This window comes from Crossiella sp. CA198 (assembly GCF_052078295.1).
GTDB lineage: Bacteria > Actinomycetota > Actinomycetes > Mycobacteriales > Pseudonocardiaceae > Crossiella.
The window spans coordinates 144,888-162,974 of the sequence record NZ_JBQJIM010000020.1 but is presented as its reverse complement, the minus strand read 5'-3'; the positions used below and the strand labels follow the sequence as shown (position 1 = coordinate 162,974).

14 protein-coding genes are annotated in these 18,087 nt (G+C 71.3%); 6 read left to right on the top strand and 8 right to left on the bottom strand.

What is annotated here, in order from left to right; all coding sequences use genetic code 11:
- Positions 1-15: 15 nt before the first annotated feature.
- From ACTOWY_RS31215 to ACTOWY_RS31185, 7 genes are all read right to left on the bottom strand, one after another.
- A complete protein-coding gene (locus tag ACTOWY_RS31215; protein WP_441313191.1) occupies positions 16-2,175 on the bottom strand; it encodes an alpha-galactosidase in 2,160 nt (719 codons plus the stop codon).
- 24 nt (positions 2,176-2,199) lie between these two features.
- Positions 2,200-2,376, bottom strand: coding sequence for a hypothetical protein (locus tag ACTOWY_RS31210; protein WP_441313190.1), 177 nt, complete (start codon positions 2,374-2,376; stop codon positions 2,200-2,202).
- Positions 2,358-3,392, bottom strand: coding sequence for an alpha-galactosidase (locus ACTOWY_RS31205; RefSeq protein WP_441313189.1), 1,035 nt, complete (start codon positions 3,390-3,392; stop codon positions 2,358-2,360). Before ACTOWY_RS31205 ends, ACTOWY_RS31210 begins: the two co-directional genes overlap by 19 nt.
- A gap of 129 nt (positions 3,393-3,521) precedes the next feature.
- Complete coding sequence (locus tag ACTOWY_RS31200) at positions 3,522-4,610, bottom strand: mandelate racemase/muconate lactonizing enzyme family protein (protein ID WP_441313188.1); 1,089 nt, start codon at positions 4,608-4,610, stop codon at positions 3,522-3,524.
- A gap of 154 nt (positions 4,611-4,764) precedes the next feature.
- Positions 4,765-5,799, bottom strand: coding sequence for a trypsin-like serine peptidase (locus ACTOWY_RS31195; protein ID WP_441313187.1), 1,035 nt, complete (start codon positions 5,797-5,799; stop codon positions 4,765-4,767).
- A gap of 324 nt (positions 5,800-6,123) precedes the next feature.
- Positions 6,124-6,462, bottom strand: coding sequence for a hypothetical protein (locus tag ACTOWY_RS31190; protein WP_441313186.1), 339 nt, complete (start codon positions 6,460-6,462; stop codon positions 6,124-6,126).
- Positions 6,463-6,550: 88 nt separating this feature from the next.
- Positions 6,551-8,044 (bottom strand): class I adenylate-forming enzyme family protein, encoded by a 1,494-nt coding sequence (locus tag ACTOWY_RS31185; protein ID WP_441313185.1) that lies wholly within the window; start codon positions 8,042-8,044, stop codon positions 6,551-6,553.
- A gap of 212 nt (positions 8,045-8,256) precedes the next feature.
- Here ACTOWY_RS31185 and ACTOWY_RS31180 point away from each other — a divergent pair, with 212 nt between their 5' ends.
- The 4 genes from ACTOWY_RS31180 to ACTOWY_RS31165 are packed head-to-tail and all read left to right on the top strand — an operon-like array spanning position 8,257 to position 13,546.
- Positions 8,257-9,843 carry an NAD(P)-binding domain-containing protein gene (locus ACTOWY_RS31180; protein ID WP_441313184.1) on the top strand — a complete coding sequence of 529 codons (1,587 nt, stop codon included), beginning with the start codon at positions 8,257-8,259 and terminating at the stop codon, positions 9,841-9,843.
- Complete coding sequence (locus ACTOWY_RS31175) at positions 9,840-10,904, top strand: alpha-hydroxy acid oxidase (RefSeq protein ID WP_441313183.1); 1,065 nt, start codon at positions 9,840-9,842, stop codon at positions 10,902-10,904. The genes ACTOWY_RS31180 and ACTOWY_RS31175 overlap by 4 nt, the downstream gene beginning before the upstream one ends.
- Positions 10,898-12,265, top strand: coding sequence for a cytochrome P450 (locus ACTOWY_RS31170; protein WP_441313182.1), 1,368 nt, complete (start codon positions 10,898-10,900; stop codon positions 12,263-12,265). The genes ACTOWY_RS31175 and ACTOWY_RS31170 overlap by 7 nt, the downstream gene beginning before the upstream one ends.
- A gap of 27 nt (positions 12,266-12,292) precedes the next feature.
- On the top strand, positions 12,293-13,546 hold the full coding sequence (locus tag ACTOWY_RS31165) for a cation:proton antiporter (RefSeq protein WP_441313181.1): 1,254 nt from the start codon (positions 12,293-12,295) through the stop codon (positions 13,544-13,546).
- An 89-nt stretch (positions 13,547-13,635) separates the two neighbouring features.
- On the opposite strand, the gene ACTOWY_RS31160 is transcribed toward ACTOWY_RS31165, so the two are convergent.
- A complete protein-coding gene (locus tag ACTOWY_RS31160) occupies positions 13,636-13,764 on the bottom strand; it encodes a hypothetical protein (RefSeq protein WP_441313180.1) in 129 nt (42 codons plus the stop codon).
- On the opposite strand from ACTOWY_RS31160, the gene ACTOWY_RS31155 reads away from it, so the two are divergent.
- Positions 13,763-14,575 carry a trypsin-like serine peptidase gene (locus ACTOWY_RS31155; RefSeq protein WP_441313179.1) on the top strand — a complete coding sequence of 271 codons (813 nt, stop codon included), beginning with the start codon at positions 13,763-13,765 and terminating at the stop codon, positions 14,573-14,575. The two genes, ACTOWY_RS31160 and ACTOWY_RS31155, sit on opposite strands and share 2 nt — an antisense overlap.
- 327 nt (positions 14,576-14,902) lie before the next feature.
- On the top strand, positions 14,903-17,983 hold the full coding sequence (locus tag ACTOWY_RS31150; RefSeq protein ID WP_441313178.1) for an ATP-binding protein: 3,081 nt from the start codon (positions 14,903-14,905) through the stop codon (positions 17,981-17,983).
- Positions 17,984-18,087 lie beyond the last annotated feature (104 nt).

Genomic DNA, 18,087 nt, shown 5'->3' with positions numbered 1-18,087 from the left:
TCCCCTAGAACGTTTTCACTCCCGCCGGAATTCGATCAGCATGGCCTGTTGCGGGTCCAAAGTCGGCAACGGCACACCGGCGGTGGTCAGGATCGCACCGGGCAGCCGCACCCAGTCCCGCTGCGCGTCGGTGATCCACCCCGGCGCGGCTACCTGCCGACCGGTCGGTAGGCCCAGCTCGGTCCGGATCCGCACCCGGTAGTCGGCCGTGGCGTCGAGTCCGGGGAAGCGCACCCGCCCGGACTGACCTTCCACCGAGCTGGCCAGGCGGGCCCAGCAGAACAGCGCCGAGTCCGGGCCGACCACGCCGTGCAGCAGGGTGACCTCGCCCTCCAGGTCCGCGCGCACGACCCGGCCACTGTGCAGCAGCGGGCGGAACTCGCGGTACAGCCCGGCCCAGGCGGTGAACTTGGCGAGCTGATCGGCGGACAGCTTGGTCAGGTCGGCTTCGATGCCGGCGTGCCCGAACAACGCGGTGGCGAAGCGGAAGGAGTCGTCGGTGTCCCGGCCAGTGGTGTGGCTGTGCCGGTCGCCGACGTGCGCGCCGATCAGCTCCGGCGGGATGAGCTGGGCGGTCCAGCGCTGGATCTGCTGACGTTCCACCGGGTCGTTGCAGTCCGAGCCCCACACCCGGTCGGTGCGGGCCAGGATGCCCAGGTCCACCCGGCCGCCGCCGCCCGCGCAGCTCTCGATCTCCAGTGCGGGGAAGCGGGCCTTCAGCTCGTCCAGCATCCGGTACAGCGCCAGCGTCTGCGCCCTACCGGCCGGTCGGTCGCCTGCCGGATCGCGGTGCACGGCCTCGTGCAGTTCCCGGTTGTGGTCCCACTTGAGGTAGTCGATCCGGTACTCCCCGACCAGCGCGATCAGCCTGCCCAGGATGTGCCGGTAGGCCTCGGGGTGGGCGATGTTGAGCACGTACTGGTGCCGGGAGGGCGCGCCGAGGCCGACGCTGGGGCCGAGCAGCCAGTCCGGGTGCGCGCGGGCCAGGTCGGAGTCCAGGTTGATCATCTCGGGTTCGACCCACAGCCCGAACTGCAGGCCGAGGCCGCGCACGTGCTCGACCAGCGGGCCGAGACCCTGCGGCCACATGTCCTCCGAGACGTACCAGTCGCCGAGGCCGCGGGTGTCGTCGCGGCGACTGCCGAACCAGCCGTCGTCCAGGACCAGGCGCTCGACCCCGACCTTGGCCGCGGCGTCGGCCAGGCCGCGCAGCCGGTCCAGTTCGTGGTCGAAGTAGACGGCCTCCCAGGTGTTGAGCACCAGCGGGCGCGGGTTCGCCGGGTGCGTTGCCCTGGCCCGCAGCCGGGTGTGGACACGCTCCGCGATCCCGTCCAGGCCCGCATTCGAGAAAATGAACAGGCATTCTGGACTTTCGTACACCTCACCGGAGGCCAGCCGGACCTCGCCGGGGGTCAGCAGCTCGCCGCCGCCGAGCACCGCGGCGTGTGCCCCGGCGCCCTCGGGCAGCTGCTCGGCGAGGTAGCGCTGGTTGCCGCTCCAGGCCACGTGCACGCCCCACACCTCGCCGGTGCCGAAGTCGAAGCCCGGGGTCCCGGCCAGCAGCAGGTGCGGCGAGTCAAGCCCGGGCTTGCCGCGCCGGACCTCGCGCAGGTGGCTGCCGTAGTTGAACGGGGTGCGCTGCGGGGAGCGCTCGCGGCACCACTTGCCGGTGAAGTCGAGCAGCTCACCGGCCCGCCGGGGCAGCGGCAGCAGCGTGCTGACCCCGGCCAGGTCGTACGGCTCCCCTACCGAACGGTCGGTAAGGACGCTGCGCACGGACAGCACCCCGGCGGCGTCGAGGTGGTAATGCAGCTCGACGTCAAGTTCGGAGACCTGGTCGGTCAGCCGCATGACCAGCGCGGTTCCGTCCAGGTCGGCCTCGGTGAGCCGTAACCGCGGGGTGGTGCGGCGACCGGCCCGGTGGCCCTGGTGCCCGGGGGTGCCGGACCAGCCGTCGGCCTCGGTGGGCCACACGGTGAGCGTGCGCGGCAGGTCCGGCGCGTTGTTGAGCACGGCGGGCGTCGCGGTGCTCGCCAGCGCGGCCAGTCCGGTCGCGCTCAGCTCGCCGAGGTCGGCGCCCCAGTGCAGCAGCACCGGCAGGTCACCGCGCAGGTCCAGCAGCACGCCGACCCCGGCAGCACGCAACTGGACGATCTCCCCGTCACACCTGGGCATCGGGCCCCTTCCTCCGCAGCTCGATCACTTCTTCGCCAGCAGATCCTTGCTCTTCCGCGCCATTTCCGCGAACACATCGTCATCACGGGTGCCGGAGAAGTACGCCTCGAACAAGGGTTCCACAGCGGCCTGGATGGCCGCGCCGTTGCCGTAGACGACCGAGGGGTAGAGCACGCCGGTCTTCATCGCCTCGGTGAACACCGACAGGTCCACTCCTTGGGAGGCCATGGTCTTGGCGCTGGCGTCCATGGCGGCCGGAATCGACGGGAAGAAGCTGCCACTGGCGCCGGCGGTGGTCTGGCATTCCCGGTGCCGCGGATGATCGTGGGGATCGTCGGGCGATCACCACGGTCTGGCGGCGTGACCCGCAGCAGCCGGGAACCGTGTGCGGGCAGCAAGGCCGGGAACCCGGCGGCGCGGCCGAGTTCCCGGTGGCTCCAAAGGTCGCGCACCCTTGCCTCGCCGGTGAAACCGAGATCTCGCCAGTCCGCGCGCACGGTGGCCGGGACCGAGCCGAGGTTGAACAGCGCGACCGTGTGACTGCCGTCGTCGTTGCGCGCGGACCAGACCTGCTGATCACTGGCCTGACTCACCGGGCGAGCCGGTTTCCCGGCCTGGTTGACCGCGATCACCTCGTCGTTGGTGATCAGCGAGAGACCGTAACTGTCCAGTTTGGAGTGCTCTGGCCCGGCGTCGTCGATCCACTGCACCACATCGGTCCAGCGCTGCCGCACCGACTGGTCCCACTTCACCAGGGTCTCGCAGTAGCACTCGACATCGGTGTCGATCCGCCAGCCAGTGGTGTATCGCTTCCACTCGGCGGCTTTGGTGTGGGTCAGCGCCCAGGAGATGAGGAACTCCATCGGCCGGTAGGCCGCCGGATCGAGGCCGACCGCTAGGTAGGAGCCCATCGTGAGACCCTTGCGGTGCAGGTAATCCCCGAGGAACTTGATGCCGCGCGGGAAGGTCTTCGGATGGGCCAGAGGCCGACGGTACTCGTCGAACCCGCCGGCCCACCCGGCGTCCACGTTCACGTACTCATAGCCGTGCTTGCGCAGCTTCGCGGCCACAACATCGGCCTGGGCCAGCACGTTCTGCTCGGTGAGCCAGCTCGCCGGACCGGTCGGGTTGACCCCGGGATACTTGGTGGCCTGCAAACTCCAGCTGCTCCAACCCAGGTACGGCTTCTGCGCGACCTTGCCCGCCGAAGTGTCCACTGTGGACTCCGCAGGCGCCGCGTTGCGGTGACCGGCTGGAGCAGCGCCAGGGTCAGCGTGCCCGTGGTGAGCATCGCCGCGGCCCGTAACCGACCGACTCCCATGTCCTAGCCCTTTCGCCGCGCTAGGTCAGGCGATCCGCAGATCGTCCATGGCATCCCGGTCCCAGGCGATGCCCAGGCCGGGGGTCTCCGGCGCGACCGCGTGACCGTCCACAATGGTCAGCTCCGCCGTGGTGATCGCCCGCAGCTGCGGGATGTGCTCGACGTAGCGGCCATTGGGCACCGCCGCGGCCAGGCTCACGTGCAGTTCCATCAGGAAGTGCGGGCACACGGCCACGTTGAACGCCTCGGCCAGGTGCGCCACCTTGAGCCACGGGGTGATCCCGCCGATCCGGGCCACGTCCACCTGCACGATCCCGGCCGCGCCGCGCTGCAGGTACTCGCGGAACTGGGCGATCGAGTACAGCGATTCGCCCACCGCGATCGGGATGCTGGTCGCGGCGGCCAGTCGCTCATGCCCGGCCAGGTCGTCGGCGGGGAGCGGTTCCTCCAGCCAGCTCAGGTCCACCTGCTCGAAGAGCCGGGCCCGCCGGATCGCCTCGGCCGCGGTCATCGACTGGTTGGCGTCCACCATCAGCGCGAACTCCGGCCCGACCGCGGCCCGCACCGCCCGCAACCTCGCCAGGTCCTCGGCCGCGTTGGGCTTGCCCACCTTGACCTTGACCCCGCGCCACCCGGCCGCGACCGCCGCGACCGCTCCGGCGACCAGCTCGTCCGGACTCAGGTGCAGCCAGCCGCCCTCGGTGTCGTAGGCGGGCACCCGGGAGCGGAAGCCACCGGCCAAGCGCCACAACGGTTCTCCGGCCCGCAGGCAGCGCAGGTCCCACAGCGCGGTGTCCACCGCGGCCAGGGCGAGCGAGGTGATCGCGCCGACCGTGGTGGCCCGGGTGGAGGCGAACAGCTGCTGCCACAACGACTCGATCAGCCGGGTGTCCACGCCTTCCAGCTGCGGCAACAGGTGATCGCGCAACAGGGCGAGCACCGCGGAGCCGCCGGTGCCGATGGTGTAGCTGTAACCCAGCCCGACCGCGCCGTCCTCGGTGGTGATCTCCACGAACACGGTCTCCTGGGCCCGGAACGCCTGCACCGCGTCGGTGCGCACCCGCTCCACCTCAAGCTCGACCAGGAACGCCGCCGCCCTGCACACCGTCGCCACTCGCAGCTCCCGCCGTTCTCCATGGATCGTATAGGATCGCGGAAAACGCATTCTTGGGAGCGGGCGGCCTCGCTGTCAACACCCGGCGCGAAACCGTGCCTCGCGGGACACGGGACACGGCACGCGTTACCAGGGCGGCGGAAACCCGCCTTGATCAGCGCTGGGACGCACTGGCGTAGAGCTTGCCGGTGATCTCCGGGGTGAACTGCGGCCCGGTCAGGAACCGCGCGCACCCGGGCGCTGGCTGTTGCCCCGGCTTCGGCGACTCACACCTGTTGCCCTTGCCGTCGAGGTAGCCGCCCTGGGTGTTGACGCCGACCACGGCGCCCAGCCCGAGCTTGTCGTTGAGCAGGGCGATCCGCGGCCCGCCACTGGCCCCGCCGCCCATATCGCAGCCAACGCCCCACATGTCCGGCGAGGAGGGCCATTCGGCGCTACCGAGATCGCGTCGCGGTGTGCCCCAGCACCGGGCCAGGCGCATCCCGGTGAACTCCGGCCGTCCCTGGTGCCCCGGCTTGCGCGCGGCCCGCGGGTACCCGAACTCGGTCGCGGACAGCCCGCCCGGCAGCCCGATCGCCAGGTTCTGCGCGATCACCCCGTCCTCGGCCTTGCGCCCCTGGGCATCCGGCCCGAGCACCACGAAGGCCTGGTCGAAGTTGCTTTGCTGGTCGTCCTCGCGCCAGGTGCGGTGGACGAGGAGACTCCGGGCCACGAACGCGCCGTTGGGCATGGTGTTGTCCCGGAATCCGGGCGCCCACAACACCTTCTCGTGCCACTGCGGGTCCCGGCCGAGCAGGTCCGCGGAGTGCACGCAGTGCCCGCCGGTGACCAGGGTGCCGCGGTTGGCCGAACGCACCAGGGTGGCGGTGCAGCTGGAGTCCTCGCCACGCCCGACGAAGAAGAGCCGACCGACCGTTCGGTCGAGGGCGGTGCCAGGGGCGACGCTCGCCCCGTCCGGCCCGTTCTCCGGCGGCCCGCCCGGCCCCGGATCACCGACTTCCAGGCGGGCGATCCGCTCCGGCGTCCAGTAGTCGCGCACGGCCTGTTGTTCGGCGGCGGACTGGGCGAGATCCCGCACCAGCACGTCCCCCGGCGCGGCGGTGGCGACCGGGCTGATCAGGCTCGCGCCCAAGGCAAGCAGGGCGATGGCCACGGTCCGCGACCGCCCCCGGAACTCGAAGTTCGTCATGTCGGGGGATGCTCGCCGACCGGTATGTGGAACCTGTTTGGAAACGGTGATGATCTCGTCTGTCACACCATCCGGGCAGCCGGTTCCGCCGACGCCGCGAACGTCATAAAGTGCTCGCCATGTCACAGCCTGTTTCCGACCCCCAGTCCAACCCCTCCGCCCCGGCGCCTACGCCCATGGAGGACACCCTGACCATGAGCCTGGAAGAACTCCGAGCCCTGATCGACTGACCCGGCCATCGCACGTCACTGGATCCCACCTGCGTCGCCAGGTGGGATCATCCGTGTCCACCCCGGCTAGACAGCCTGCGGCACAACGGAACCGCTAGTCCAGGACGATCTCGATGTCCGCGATGGCCACGGTCCGCGGGCCTTCCAGCACCAGCATCCGGACCCCCGCGTGCAGGTGCGGCTGCAGGAGGTCCGGGGCGATGAAGCCGACCAGGCAGCGGCGCCGACCATCCGGTAGGCACTCGGTCTCCCGCAGCAACACCGTGTGCGCCTCGGTCGGCGGCCGGAGCTGGTCCAGCGGGTCGCGGCCCGGCTGGAAGGACGCGGTGGACCGGTAGACGGTCGCGGTCGGCGGCCCGCTCCGGCGGCCACCCTCTTCGGCGGTCAGCCAGCGGACCACTGCCTGGGCCAGCGGCCGCTCGATTCGCTGCACCCCGGGATCATGCCGGGCGGCTTCATGCCCGCACAGCCGGTTTCCGCACACCGCCCGACCGGGCGGTAGGGACGCGATCCGTCGCCGCTCAGTGCCTGGGCAACTCCGTCAGCAATGCCCGCTTGTCCGGCTTGCCACTGGCCGCCACCGGCACCGACTCCCGCACCGAGATGGTCGCCGGCACCGCGGCCGCCCCCAGCTCCGCCGCCACCCGCGCCCGCAACGAGGCCAGGTCCGGCACCCGCCCCCGCACCGGCACCACGAACGCGTGCGCAGCCTCCCCCGTCCGCTCGTCCGGCGCCCCCACCACATATGCCTGATCCACGTCCGGATGGCTCGCCAGTGCCTGCTCGATCGCGCCCGCGTAGTGGATGATCGCGTTGACGATCACCACATCCCGGGCCCGGCCGGTCAGGTACAGGTAGCCGTTCTCATCCAGGCGGCCCAGATCACGGGTGCGGAGCCAGCCGTCCTGGAGGATCTCCCTGCTTTGCGCGGAGTCGTTCCAGTAGCCGACCGTCTGGTAGGCGGCCTTGACCCAGATCTCGCCGGAGGTGCCGGCCGGGACCGGGTTGTGCTCGGGGTCGCGGATCTCCAGGGTGACTGCCGGGTAGGGCCTGCCTACCGATCGGATGGTATCCGGGTGGGCGGCGACGTCGGTGGGAGTCAGCAAGGTCAGCAGGCCGATCTCGGTCTGGCCGTAGGCCTGGTGGATCGCGGGCCCGATGCGTTGGTATGCCTCGGTCAGCCGGTGCGGGGCCAGCGGTGACCCGGAGATGATCAGCGCGCGCAGCGTGCTGAGGTCGACGTCCTTGCTGCGCAAGGTGTCCAGGACGTGGTGCAGGCGCGGGACGGTGAGCATGCTGGCGGTGATCCGCAGGTCCTCGATCACAGCGGGGAAGTCAGGCAGCCCCTGCGGGATCACCGCGGTGCCACCAGAGCACAGGCACAGCCCGAGGAACTCCTGCATGACCGCGCTGCTCAGCGTGCCGAACAGCAGGAACCTGCGGAATGCCTCGGCCAGCCGGATCGCGGGGGCCGTCCAGGTCTCGGGATTCCACGACCACTGGGTGGTCAGCGCGCCGTAGGTCAGGGCGGCGCGCTTGGGTGTGCCGGTGCTGCCGCTGGTGAGGATGAGCAGCGCGACCTCCGCCGGATCGCCGGTGGCCACCGGTTCCTCGTAGCCGCCGAGCAGGTCCGGTCCCAGGCACAGGAACTGGGTGGCACCGGCAGCGGTCCGTAGGTCTGGCGTGTCGGTGGTGTGGTCGAGGACCAGCGCGTCCAGACCGGCCAGCGCGGCCGGAAGCTGGCCCGCACTCAGGCCGGGGCGCAGACCCAGCACCCGGCAACCGAGGGTCAGCGCGGCCAGGTGCAGGGCGAAGGCATCGGGAGTGACGGCGGTGGACACCCCGAGCCCGCTGCCCCGGCCGAGACCGGCGGCCCGCAGGCCACCGCGGAACCGGCCGACCAGGTCGAGCAGTTCGGCGCGGGTAAGCACCCGGGAGCCGTGCTCGAACGCGGGCGCGCCGGGCGCGCCGGCCAGCGCGTCCAGCAGGGACTGGGGGTACACACCGCTGCGCATGAGCCGACACCTACCACCGCGGGCCGCACCTACCGATAGCCGACAGAATGTCGACAGGAAATTAGGGCCAATCGGCCCACTCCGTAACTTGATCCCATTTATTTCGCCACCTACTTTAGACTGTGAACCAGATCACCTGGTGCCGATATGGTGGTGTTGTTGACTATTAAAGGATCGGCACGTCATCTTGTTCACGGATGTGGAGAAATCAGATGACCGAAGAGCGTTCGGTGGAATACCTGGTGGTGGGCGGCGGCCCGGCCGGGCTCCAGATGGGGTATTTCCTGGAGCAGGCGGGACGCGACTACCTGATCGTCGAGGGCGGCGCGGCGCCCGGCGCGTTCTTCGCCCGCTTCCCCCGGCACCGGAAGCTGATCTCCATCAACAAGGTGCACACCGGCTGGGACGACCCGGAGCTTCGGCTACGCACCGACTGGAACTCGCTGCTCACCACCGAGTTCTCCCCGCTGTTCACCGGCTACACCCCGCGCTACTTCCCCGACGCCGAGGACATGGTCCGCTACCTGGCCGACTTCGCCACCGAGCACAAGCTCCGGATCAGGCACAACACCCGGATCACCCGGATCAGCCGGCCTGACGGCTTCGTCGCCACCGACAGTGACGGCAACACCTATCGGGCCGAGCGGATCATCATGGCCACCGGGGTGTCCCGCCCGCACATCCCGGCCGACATCGACGGGGTCGAACTGGCCGAGCCCTACGGCGAGGTGTCCACCGATCCGGCGGATTTCGTGGGCCAGAAGGTGCTGATCATCGGTCGCGGGAACTCCGCGTTCGAGACCGCGGACAGCCTGATCGAGACCGCCGCGGTGATCCACCTGGCCGGGCCGCGGCCACTGCGGTTCGCCTGGCAGACCCACTTCGTCGGGCACCTGCGGGCGGTGAACAACAACTTCCTGGACACCTACCAGCTCAAATCCCAGAACGCGCTGCTGGACGGCCGCATTGTCAGCATTCGGCGCGACGGGGAGAAGTTCCTGGTACGGGTGGGCTTTGTCAGGGTGAACGAGGTGGTCAAGGAAATTTCCTATGACCGGGTGATCCTGGCGACCGGCTTCCGGTTCGACGCCTCGATTTTTGATCAGGAATGCCGGCCAGAACTGACCATTTCCGATCGTTTCCCGGCGCAGACCGACGCCTGGGAGTCGGTGAACGTGCCCGGCCTGCACTTCGCGGGCACGATCACCCAGGTCCGCGACTTCAAGAAGTCCACCAGCGGGTTCATCCACGGCTTCCGCTACGGCGTGCGCGCCCTGCACCGCATCCTGGAGCAGCGTCACCACGAGCGGCCCTGGCCCAGTCACGACCTCTCCCCCACCACCGAGGCGGCCACCGACGCGATCATCGAGCGGGTCAACCGCACCTCGGCGCTGTGGCAGCTCTTCGGTTTCCTCGGGGACGCGGTGCTCATCCGACCGGACGGTAGGTTGCGCTTCGCCGAGGAGGTGCCGGTGGCGCACCTGCACACCGCGGTGGCCGGCGGCGAGTTCGGCCCGGTCGACTCCTACCTGAGCGTGACCCTGGAATACGGGCTGGACCACGATCAGGTGGACCCGTTCGACATCAAGATCGACCGGATGTCGCAGCAGGACACCAGCGGTCTGGACGCGCGCTACCTGCACCCGGTCGTGCGCCATTTCCGGGCCGGGGAACTGCTCGCCGAGCACCACATCACGGAGAACCTGGAGAACGAGTGGGACAGCGAGGCGGTGCACCGGGCCCCGCTGCGTGAGTTCCTGCGCCGTCAGCTCGCCCCGGCCCAGGTGGGCATGCCGTGATCGAGTCGCTGGCCGGACTGCACGAGCGGGCACGCCAGCGCCTGGACCCGGTGCACTACGACTTCTTCGCCGGTGGGGCGGGCGCGGAGGTCGCGCTCGCGGAGAACGAACGCGCCTTCGCCCGCCTCGCCCTACGGCCCAGGGTGTTGCGCGGCAACGACATCCGCGATCTGCGCAGCGTGCTGCCCGGGGCACGGGCGGCGCTGCCGGTGTTCGTGGCGCCGACCGCCTTCCACCGCCTCGCCCACCCTGACGGCGAACTGGCCACCGCGCGGGCCACCGCCGCGGCCGGGGCGGTGCTGATCTCCAGCATGGCCGCCACGGTGGCCATCGGCGAGGTGGTGGCGGCGGCCAGGACGGTGGATCCGGCCGCCGCGGTGTGGTTCCAGCTGTACCTGCAACGGGATCCGGCGGTCACCGAGCACCTGGTGCGGCGCGCGGAGGCGGCGGGCTGCACGGCGCTGGTGATCACCGTGGACTCGCCGGTGTTCGGGCGGCGGGAACGCGATCAGCGCAACGGTTTCCATGAGCTGCCCGCCGGGTTGACCACGGCGAACATGCAGGACCTGCCGGGCGGTCCGCGGGACATCGACATGTCCGCCGACTTCTCCTGGGCGCATCTGGCCAGGTTGCGCGCGCTGACCCGGTTGCCGTTGCTGCTCAAGGGAATCCTGCACCCGGCGGACGCCCGGCTGGCCGTGGAGGCCGGGCTGGACGGGATCATCGTGTCCAACCACGGCGGCCGCCAGCTCGACGCCGCCCAGGCCACCATCGAGGCCCTGCCCCCCATTGTGTCCACTGTGGACGGCGAGATCCCGGTGCTGCTGGACGGCGGGGTGCGCCGCGGCAGCGACGCGGTGATCGCCCTGGCCCTGGGCGCGACCGCGGTCGGCCTGGGCCGCCCGGTGCTGTGGGGGCTGGCCGCGGCCGGGGAATCCGGTGTGCGCCAGGTACTCGATCTGATCCGGACCGAACTGGATCACGTGCTTGCCCTGTGCGGGGCGAGCCGCCCGGCCGAGCTGTCCGCGGACCTGGTGGTGCCGAGGGGGTGCCGGTGCTGAAACCGTTGCGCTGGCTGGCCGTGGCGGCGGTGCTGACCGCGCCGCACTGGCTGCCCAAGCGAGTGACCGCGTTACGCGGCAAGGTCTTCACCCTGGTCAACGGCGATGCCGCGGTGACCTTCCCGAACGCCGAGGTCGGCCCGGAACGGTTCCAGGAGGTCTACGCGCACCCGGCTGCGACCGGCCGCAGCAAGGGCGCCGGCTTGTCCGACCTGTTCTGGTACTGGCTCGCGCCCGGCCCGGAAATCCACCAGGAACACCTGGAACCCGGCCCCCGCTACGACGAGGTCGCCGCCGCCACCGCGCGGATCCTGGCAGGCACCAGCGAGGAGCTGACCGCGCTGGCCGCCCGCTGCGCCGGAAAGGTGCTCGACGAACTGGCGCCCGGCGAGATCACCCTGGTCCGGTTGCGGGACCTGATGATGCCGGTGTGGGCGGAGTTCTTCTACGAACTGGTTTTCCGCGAACCCTGCCCGCGCGCGGCCCGCGACCTGATCATCGGGCACGCCGACGACGTGGTGACCGCGTTGAAATGCACTGGATTGCGTCACCCGGAACGCCGCGCCCGGCTCACCCGCTACCTGCACCGCCGGGTCCGCGACGGCGACATCGCGCACGAACTCCCGAGTGGACTGTCTACACTGGACACCGCACACTACCTGCAGGGCACCTTCTTCAACACCGCGGTGGTGCAAACCTCCGAAGCCATGGCGCATCTACTCCTCGCCCTGGCCCAGCATCCGCCGGTGCGCCAACGACTGACCGAGCAGCCAGCGGACGGCCGCTACTTCAACCAGGTGCTGGACGAGACCTTCCGGCTGTACCCGCTGTTCGGCATCGCACACCGGATCACCACCGCGGACCTCGAACTCGACAACGGTCCGACCTACCCGCGCGGCAGCGTGCTGTGCTTCAGTTATCCCGACTACCAGGCCACCGGCTGCCCACGTCCGGAGGTCTTCGACCCGGAGCGCTGGACCGACCGCACCACCCGCCCGCAGCACCACATCCCGTTCGGCATCGCGGCGAACCGGCCCTGCCCTGCCTGGCGACTCTCCCCGTTGGTCATGCGCGCGGTGAGCCGGGAAGTGTTGCGGCGCTTCAGTCTGGACTCCCCGGTCAGCCACACCCGACCGCTGCCCAACCGCGCACCCTGTCTGCTGATCCGGCACGGCGCCCGGCCCCGGAACCTGCCAGCCGTCCGGATCTTCCTGCGAGTGCGGGACCGCTGCGAGGACGTGTCCCGCAGCCTGGTCCAGCTCGTGCTGGGCACCGTGATGGTCCTGGACGCCCGGCGGCAACGCCTGGCGGGCAGGTACTTCGACACCCACACCGAGCAGGGTTGCCCGGCACACCACTAGGTTTCTCTCAGCGAAGGACGGAAACCCATGTCCAACACCGAGTTAGCCCCGGCGTTCTTCCTCGCGGTGGTGGTCATCCTGGTGACCTGCCGGCTGGTCGGCTGGGCGCTGCGCGCGCTCGGCCAGCCGCCGGTGGTCGGCGAGATGGTCGCCGGTGTCGTGCTGGGCCCGTCGGTGCTGGGCCTGATCGCGCCCGCCGCCGAGGCCGCGCTGTTCCCGCAGCAGCTACGGCCGGTGCTCTACGTGGTGGGGCAGATCGGCCTGGTGGTGTTCATGTTCCAGGCAGGCTATGAGTTCCGGGTGGACCGGCTGCGCGCGGTGGCCCGCTCGGCCACGGCCATCTCGCTGGCCGGGGTGCTCGCGCCGCTGCTGCTGGGCATCGGACTGACCGTGGTGGCCGACGGACTGGTGGATGTGTTCCCGGACAACGTGTCGCTGACGGTGTCCGCGTTGTTCGTCGGCGTTGCGCTGTCCATCACCGCCTTTCCCATGCTGGCCCGCATCATCACCGAACGCGGCCTGACCGGCTCCCGGTTCGGCTCCATCGCGATGGCCTCCGGCGCGCTGGACGACGCGGTGGCCTGGGTGCTGCTGGCCGGGGTGCTCAGCATCGCCGGGGGCAGCGCCGGACCGTTCGCGGTGGCCATCGGCGGCACCCTCGGCCTGGTGCTGATCCTGACCCTGCTGGCCCGCGGCAGCAACCGGGTGGCCGCGCTGGCCGGCCGGGTCACAGCGGAGAATCTGGTGCTGGTATTGGTGATCGCGCTGTTCCTGGCCGCCTGGTACACCGATGTGATCGGCCTGTACGCGGTCTTCGGCGCGTTCAGCCTCGGTGTGGTCTTCCCCAGATCCGAGGCGGTGGACCAGGCCGTGCACACCCTGCGCCCGGTCGGCGCGGTGCTGCTGCCGCTGTTCTTCACCTACTCCGGCCTCAACACCGACTTCGGCCTGCTCTTCCACACTGATCTGCTGCTGTTCACCCTGGCCTGCGTGCTGGCCGCGGTGGCGGGCAAGTTCGGCGCCTGCTGGCTGGCCGCCCGGCTCACCGGAGAGGAACCGGCGGTGGCGGTGCGGGTCGGCACGCTGATGAACGCGCGCGGACTGATGCAGCTCATCGCGATCAACGTGGGGCTGGCCGCCGGAATCGTCACCAAGGAACTGTTCAGCGCGCTGGTGGTGGTCGCACTGGTGACCACGATGATGGCCACGCCGATGCTCAGCTTCTGGGACCGGCGGGACCGCAGGCGGCAACGCGCGGGCGAACTCACCCAGGTCTCGTGATCCTCAGAGCCGCGGCGGCCCGAGAGCGTGACATGGGGCGTCACCATAACGACGACGGCGTGCCGGTTCGACCCGGTGTCAGCCGAATGTTAGAAGTCCTGCCGGTCCGGAACTTTGCGCCACCGCCGTGCCGGATAGCCGCCAACGGCCCGGCCGCGGCGGATCCGCGCTGATACCACCGAGGCGAACTCGCCCTTGCCCAGTAAGGAGTTCGTCATGGTCACACGATCGACAACCCTGCTCGGCGCACTGCTCGCGGCGGCGCTGCTCGCGCCCGGCCCCGCCGCGAACGGCACGCCGTCGGACATCCTCGGCTACTGGACGCCGGACCGGATGGCCACCGCCACCTCGCCGGACACCGGCGAACCGGCCCTCGGCGACCCGGCCGCCGGGGTCCTGGCCGAACTGACCAAGGCCCCCCGGCCCTACACCGCGCCCGGCGTTCGGGTGCACGGCAAGGTGTTCTGGACCAAGAGCGGCCGGAACAGCTGGTGTTCGGCGAGCGTGGTCACCGCGCCGAACAAGAGCGTGGTGTGGTCGGCCGCGCACTGCCTGTCCGGCACCACCAACGTGATGTTCGTGCCCGCCTACAACTCCGCGGGCAGCGGGGACGCGCCGTACGGGCGCTGGCCCGCGCGCAAGGTGGCCACCAGCGGCAACGACCACGCGCTGGCGGTGGTCGGCCAGGTCGGCGGGCAGAACCTGGAGGATGTGGTGGGCGCCAACGGGATCCGGTTCACCGGGCCGGTCGGCGGGCGCACCACGGTGTGGGGTTACCCGGCGGCGCGGATCTGGACCGGACGGGACCTGACCTACTGCAACCAGCCGACCCAGCTCAGCGGGTCCAGCGTGCGCACCGCCTGTGACACCGAGGGCGGCAGCAGCGGTGGCGGGTACATCACCGGGTCGAGCACGCCGACCGGGCTGGGGTACCTGTGGGCCAACCACTCGGCCGGGGCCGGGGCGACCGCGATCGGCGTGGTCTTCGGCGCGACCGCGGAACGGTTGTACCGGGCCAACATGAACTAGCTCCGCACAGCGCGGCGCCCCTCCGAACGGTGGGGAGGGGCGCCGCGTGCCGGGTGGGCTCAGCAAGGTCACGCCGAGCAGGGCCGCCACGGCCTGATGCGGAATACTGGCAACTACCGAACGGTCGGTAGGCGCGCGTGACCAGGGGTTTGCGCAGCGGCCACGGTGACCACCCGACCGAGTCGAGCCCGGTACCCCGGCCGACCTGGGCCGAGGGCCGGGCGGTGTCAACGACCGGGTGGGCGGACCTGGGGGCCGCCCTGCGTTCCGGCGCGTTGCGGTGCCACCGTGACACCGGGGATGCTGGAGTTGGATCAAGGGGGCGGGATGCGGACACTTCTCGGCCGGGAGCTGCCCGAGGCCGAGCTGGCCGCCGCGCTGGACCAGGCCGCGGCCGGGCGGGGCGGACTGGCCTTGCTCACCGGTGAGGCGGGGATCGGCAAGACCGCGCTGGCCGAACAGGTCAGCGCGAGCGCGTCCGCGCGTGGGTTCCGGACCCGCTGGGGCGCCAGTGGCGGACCGGCGTTCTGGCCGTGGATCCAGGTGTTGCGCCAGCACCACGGCGAGCTGGGCACCGGCGGGGAGCACCCGTGGCTGCGGCCGCTGCCCGCCTCGGCGCGGCCGGATGAGTACGCGCGGTACCGGCTCTTCGACGATCTGACCGGACTGCTGACCGCCGATGGGGTGCCGACGCTGGTGGTGCTCGACGACCTGCACTGGGCCGATGAGGGCACGGTGCGCTGTCTGGAGTTCCTGGCGCCGCAGTTGCGTTCGGCCTCACTGCTGGTGATCGGGACCTGCCGGGAGGCGCCCGAGGGCGAACTGGCCCGGCTGGGCACCCGGATCGAGCTGGGCGGGCTGGACGTGGGCGCGACCGGGTCGCTGCTGGGGCAGGTCACCGGGGCGGAGCCGGAGCCCGCGCTGGTGGCCGCGGTGCATGAGCGCTGCGGCGGGAATCCGTTCCTGGCCACCGAGGTGGCCCGGTTGCTGCGGCACACCGCGGCCCCGGTGGCGCTGACCGCGGTGCCCTCGGGGGTGCGGCAGGTGACCGCGTTGCGGCTGGCCGAACTGCCGAGGGAGACGGTGGAACTGCTGTGCCAGGCGGCGGTGCTGGGACTGTCGGTGGAGGTCGCCGAGCTGGCCGAACTGGCCGGGATCGACCCACCGCAGGTGTGGTCCCGCCTGGCCGAACCCCTCCGCCGCGGCCTGATTGGCACTCAAGAGGAGCAGGTGCTACGCTTTCCGCACAGCCTGCTACGGGAAGCGGTGGCCGACCGGATCCCCGCACCGGAGCGAGCCGCGTTGCATCGCCGGGCCGCCACGGCGATCGCCGCGTGCGCCCGCGCCGATGAGGCGTCCAGCCGGCTCGCCGAGCACCTCACCCTGGGCGACCGGCCGGACGAGGCCGCCGTGCACCGGGTCCGCGCGGGCCGCGCCGCACTCCGGGCGCTGGCCTACGAGGACGCGGCCGTCAGTTTCCAACGGGCCCTGGACCTGTTGGGCGAGGACGACCGCGACCGGGTCCGGCGCGCCCGGATCCTGCTGGCGCTCGCGGAGGCACGCTCGTACTCGGGCACGCTCACCGCAGCGGTGGCCGGATACGAGCAGGCGTTCGAGCTGGCTCGCACGGTCCAGGACGGCGAGACCGCGGCTCGGGCCGCGCTGGGCTGCTGCGTGGGCAACCAGCTCGCGCTGCACGAACCCCGCCTGGTCCGGCGCCTGGAGCTGGCCCTGGACGGGCTGCCGCCAGGCGACGGCGAGCTGCGCGCCCGGGTACTGGCGCGGCTGGCCAAGGAGCTGGACCCGGCGGAGACCAGCTGGGAACGCCGGGGGGTGGTGGCCGGGCAGGCACTGGCCATGGCCCGCAGGCTGTGCGATCCCGCGCCGCTGGGCGACCCGGGTGGGCAGGGCAGGCTGGGCGGACCGGGCAGGCAGGGCGAGCTGGACAACGGAGGAGGGCAGCGCAACGCAGGTGAGCGGGGCAGCTCCGGCGGACGGGCCAGCCCCGGCGGGCTGGACAGCTCCGCCAGGCAGGATAACCCTGGCCGGTGGGGTGGCTCGGCCAGCCAGGACAGCGGCAGCCCTGGCGGGCGCGGCCGCGCAGCCAGGCAGGGCGAGGCGGCTGGACAGGGTGGCTCGGGCGGACCGGGCGGACCGGCTGGGCTGAGCACCACCAGCTCGGGCAATCCGGCCGGGCTGAGCGAGTCAACCGGTTCGGGCACTCCGGCCGGGCTGAGCAGTTCGACCGGTTCGGGCAATCCCGCCGGGCTGAGCAGTTCGACCAGCACGGGCAATCCCGCCGGACTGGACAGGTCGGCCAGCACGGGCAATCGGGCTCCCCTGGGCCGCACCGCGAGCTCAGGCACTCCGCCGAGTCCAGGCTCGCCCGACGGGCTGAGCGGTCAGGCCACCCTGGCCGAGGTGCTCGCCGTGTACCACCAGGCCATGTGGTCGCCGCACAACGCGCGGGAGCGGCTGGTGATCGCCACCGAGGCGGCGGCCGCGGCCGAGCGGGCCGGCGCCGACCTGGTCGCCATGGAGGCGCATCTGTGGTGCCTGCTGGCCAATCTGGACCTCGGCGAGCGCAACGCCATGGAGTCCGGGCTGGCGGTCACCGGCGCGCTGGCCGAACGGCTGCGGCATCCGCTGTGGCTGTACTACCAGCGGCTGTGCGCGGCCACGATCCGGCACGCCGACGGCGACTTCGCCGAAGCCGAGGCGCTGACCCGCCAGGCCCTGGTACACGGCCGCCAGGCCGGCCACCCCCTGGCCGAAGCCTCCTTCCAGCACCACCTGGCCCGCCTGGCCCTGGACCGCGGCGACCAGGCCACGGCACACACCGCCACCGACGCCTACGTCACCCTGGTGAGTGCGGTGCCCATGCTGTCCCCGGCGCTGCGCTGCGTCACGGTGTGGCTGCGCGCCCACCTCGGCCATCACGTGGAGGCCAGGGCCCTGCTCGACCGCCTGCTCGCCGACGGCGCCAAACCCCTGATCGACACCACCGTCGGCATGCCGGTGACCCTGCTCCTGGCCGAGGTGGCCCACCTCACCGGCGCGGCCGAACACGCCCCCACCCTCGCCGAGACCCTGCGTCCGTACGCGGGTCTGGTCGCCACTTCCGCGGGGTGTCCGCTGGGCCTGGTGTCGCACGCGCTGGCGAACCTGGCGGTACTGACGGATCGGCCGGAGGAAGCCGAGTCGCACTTCCAGTCCACTGTGGACCAGGCTCGGCGGATGGGCGCGCGGCCATGGCTGGCCAGGGCGCGAGTGGATTACGCGGCGATGTTGTCGGCGGGTGGGGATTCCGCTGGACTGGAGCAGGCGCGGCTGGCTGAGGTGGAGGCGACTGCGTTGGGGATGCCGGTGCTGGTGGCGCAGGCGAAGGCATTGCGCGAGCGGCGGTAGCGGCCCGAGTGAGGACATTCCGCGTGCCGGAGCAGCGGCGCGGCGGGCGGGCAGGCCGCGCGGTGACCGGTTTGTCCTGCGCGCCAACCGAACGGCCGGTCGGC

What these genes read in the sequence shown, in the direction of transcription:
- ACTOWY_RS31215 (WP_441313191.1), bottom strand. Translation starts at nt 2,175, where the DNA reads ATGCCCAGGTGTGACGGGGAGATCGTCCAGTTGCGTGCTGCCGGGGTC.
- ACTOWY_RS31195 (WP_441313187.1), bottom strand. Translation starts at nt 5,799, where the DNA reads ATGACGAACTTCGAGTTCCGGGGGCGGTCGCGGACCGTGGCCATCGCC.
- ACTOWY_RS31185 (WP_441313185.1), bottom strand. Translation starts at nt 8,044, where the DNA reads ATGCGCAGCGGTGTGTACCCCCAGTCCCTGCTGGACGCGCTGGCCGGC.
- ACTOWY_RS31180 (WP_441313184.1), top strand. Translation starts at nt 8,257, where the DNA reads ATGACCGAAGAGCGTTCGGTGGAATACCTGGTGGTGGGCGGCGGCCCG.
- ACTOWY_RS31165 (WP_441313181.1), top strand. Translation starts at nt 12,293, where the DNA reads ATGTCCAACACCGAGTTAGCCCCGGCGTTCTTCCTCGCGGTGGTGGTC.
- ACTOWY_RS31155 (WP_441313179.1), top strand. Translation starts at nt 13,763, where the DNA reads ATGGTCACACGATCGACAACCCTGCTCGGCGCACTGCTCGCGGCGGCG.
- ACTOWY_RS31160 (WP_441313180.1), bottom strand. Translation starts at nt 13,764, where the DNA reads ATGACGAACTCCTTACTGGGCAAGGGCGAGTTCGCCTCGGTGGTATCA.
- ACTOWY_RS31150 (WP_441313178.1), top strand. Translation starts at nt 14,903, where the DNA reads ATGCGGACACTTCTCGGCCGGGAGCTGCCCGAGGCCGAGCTGGCCGCC.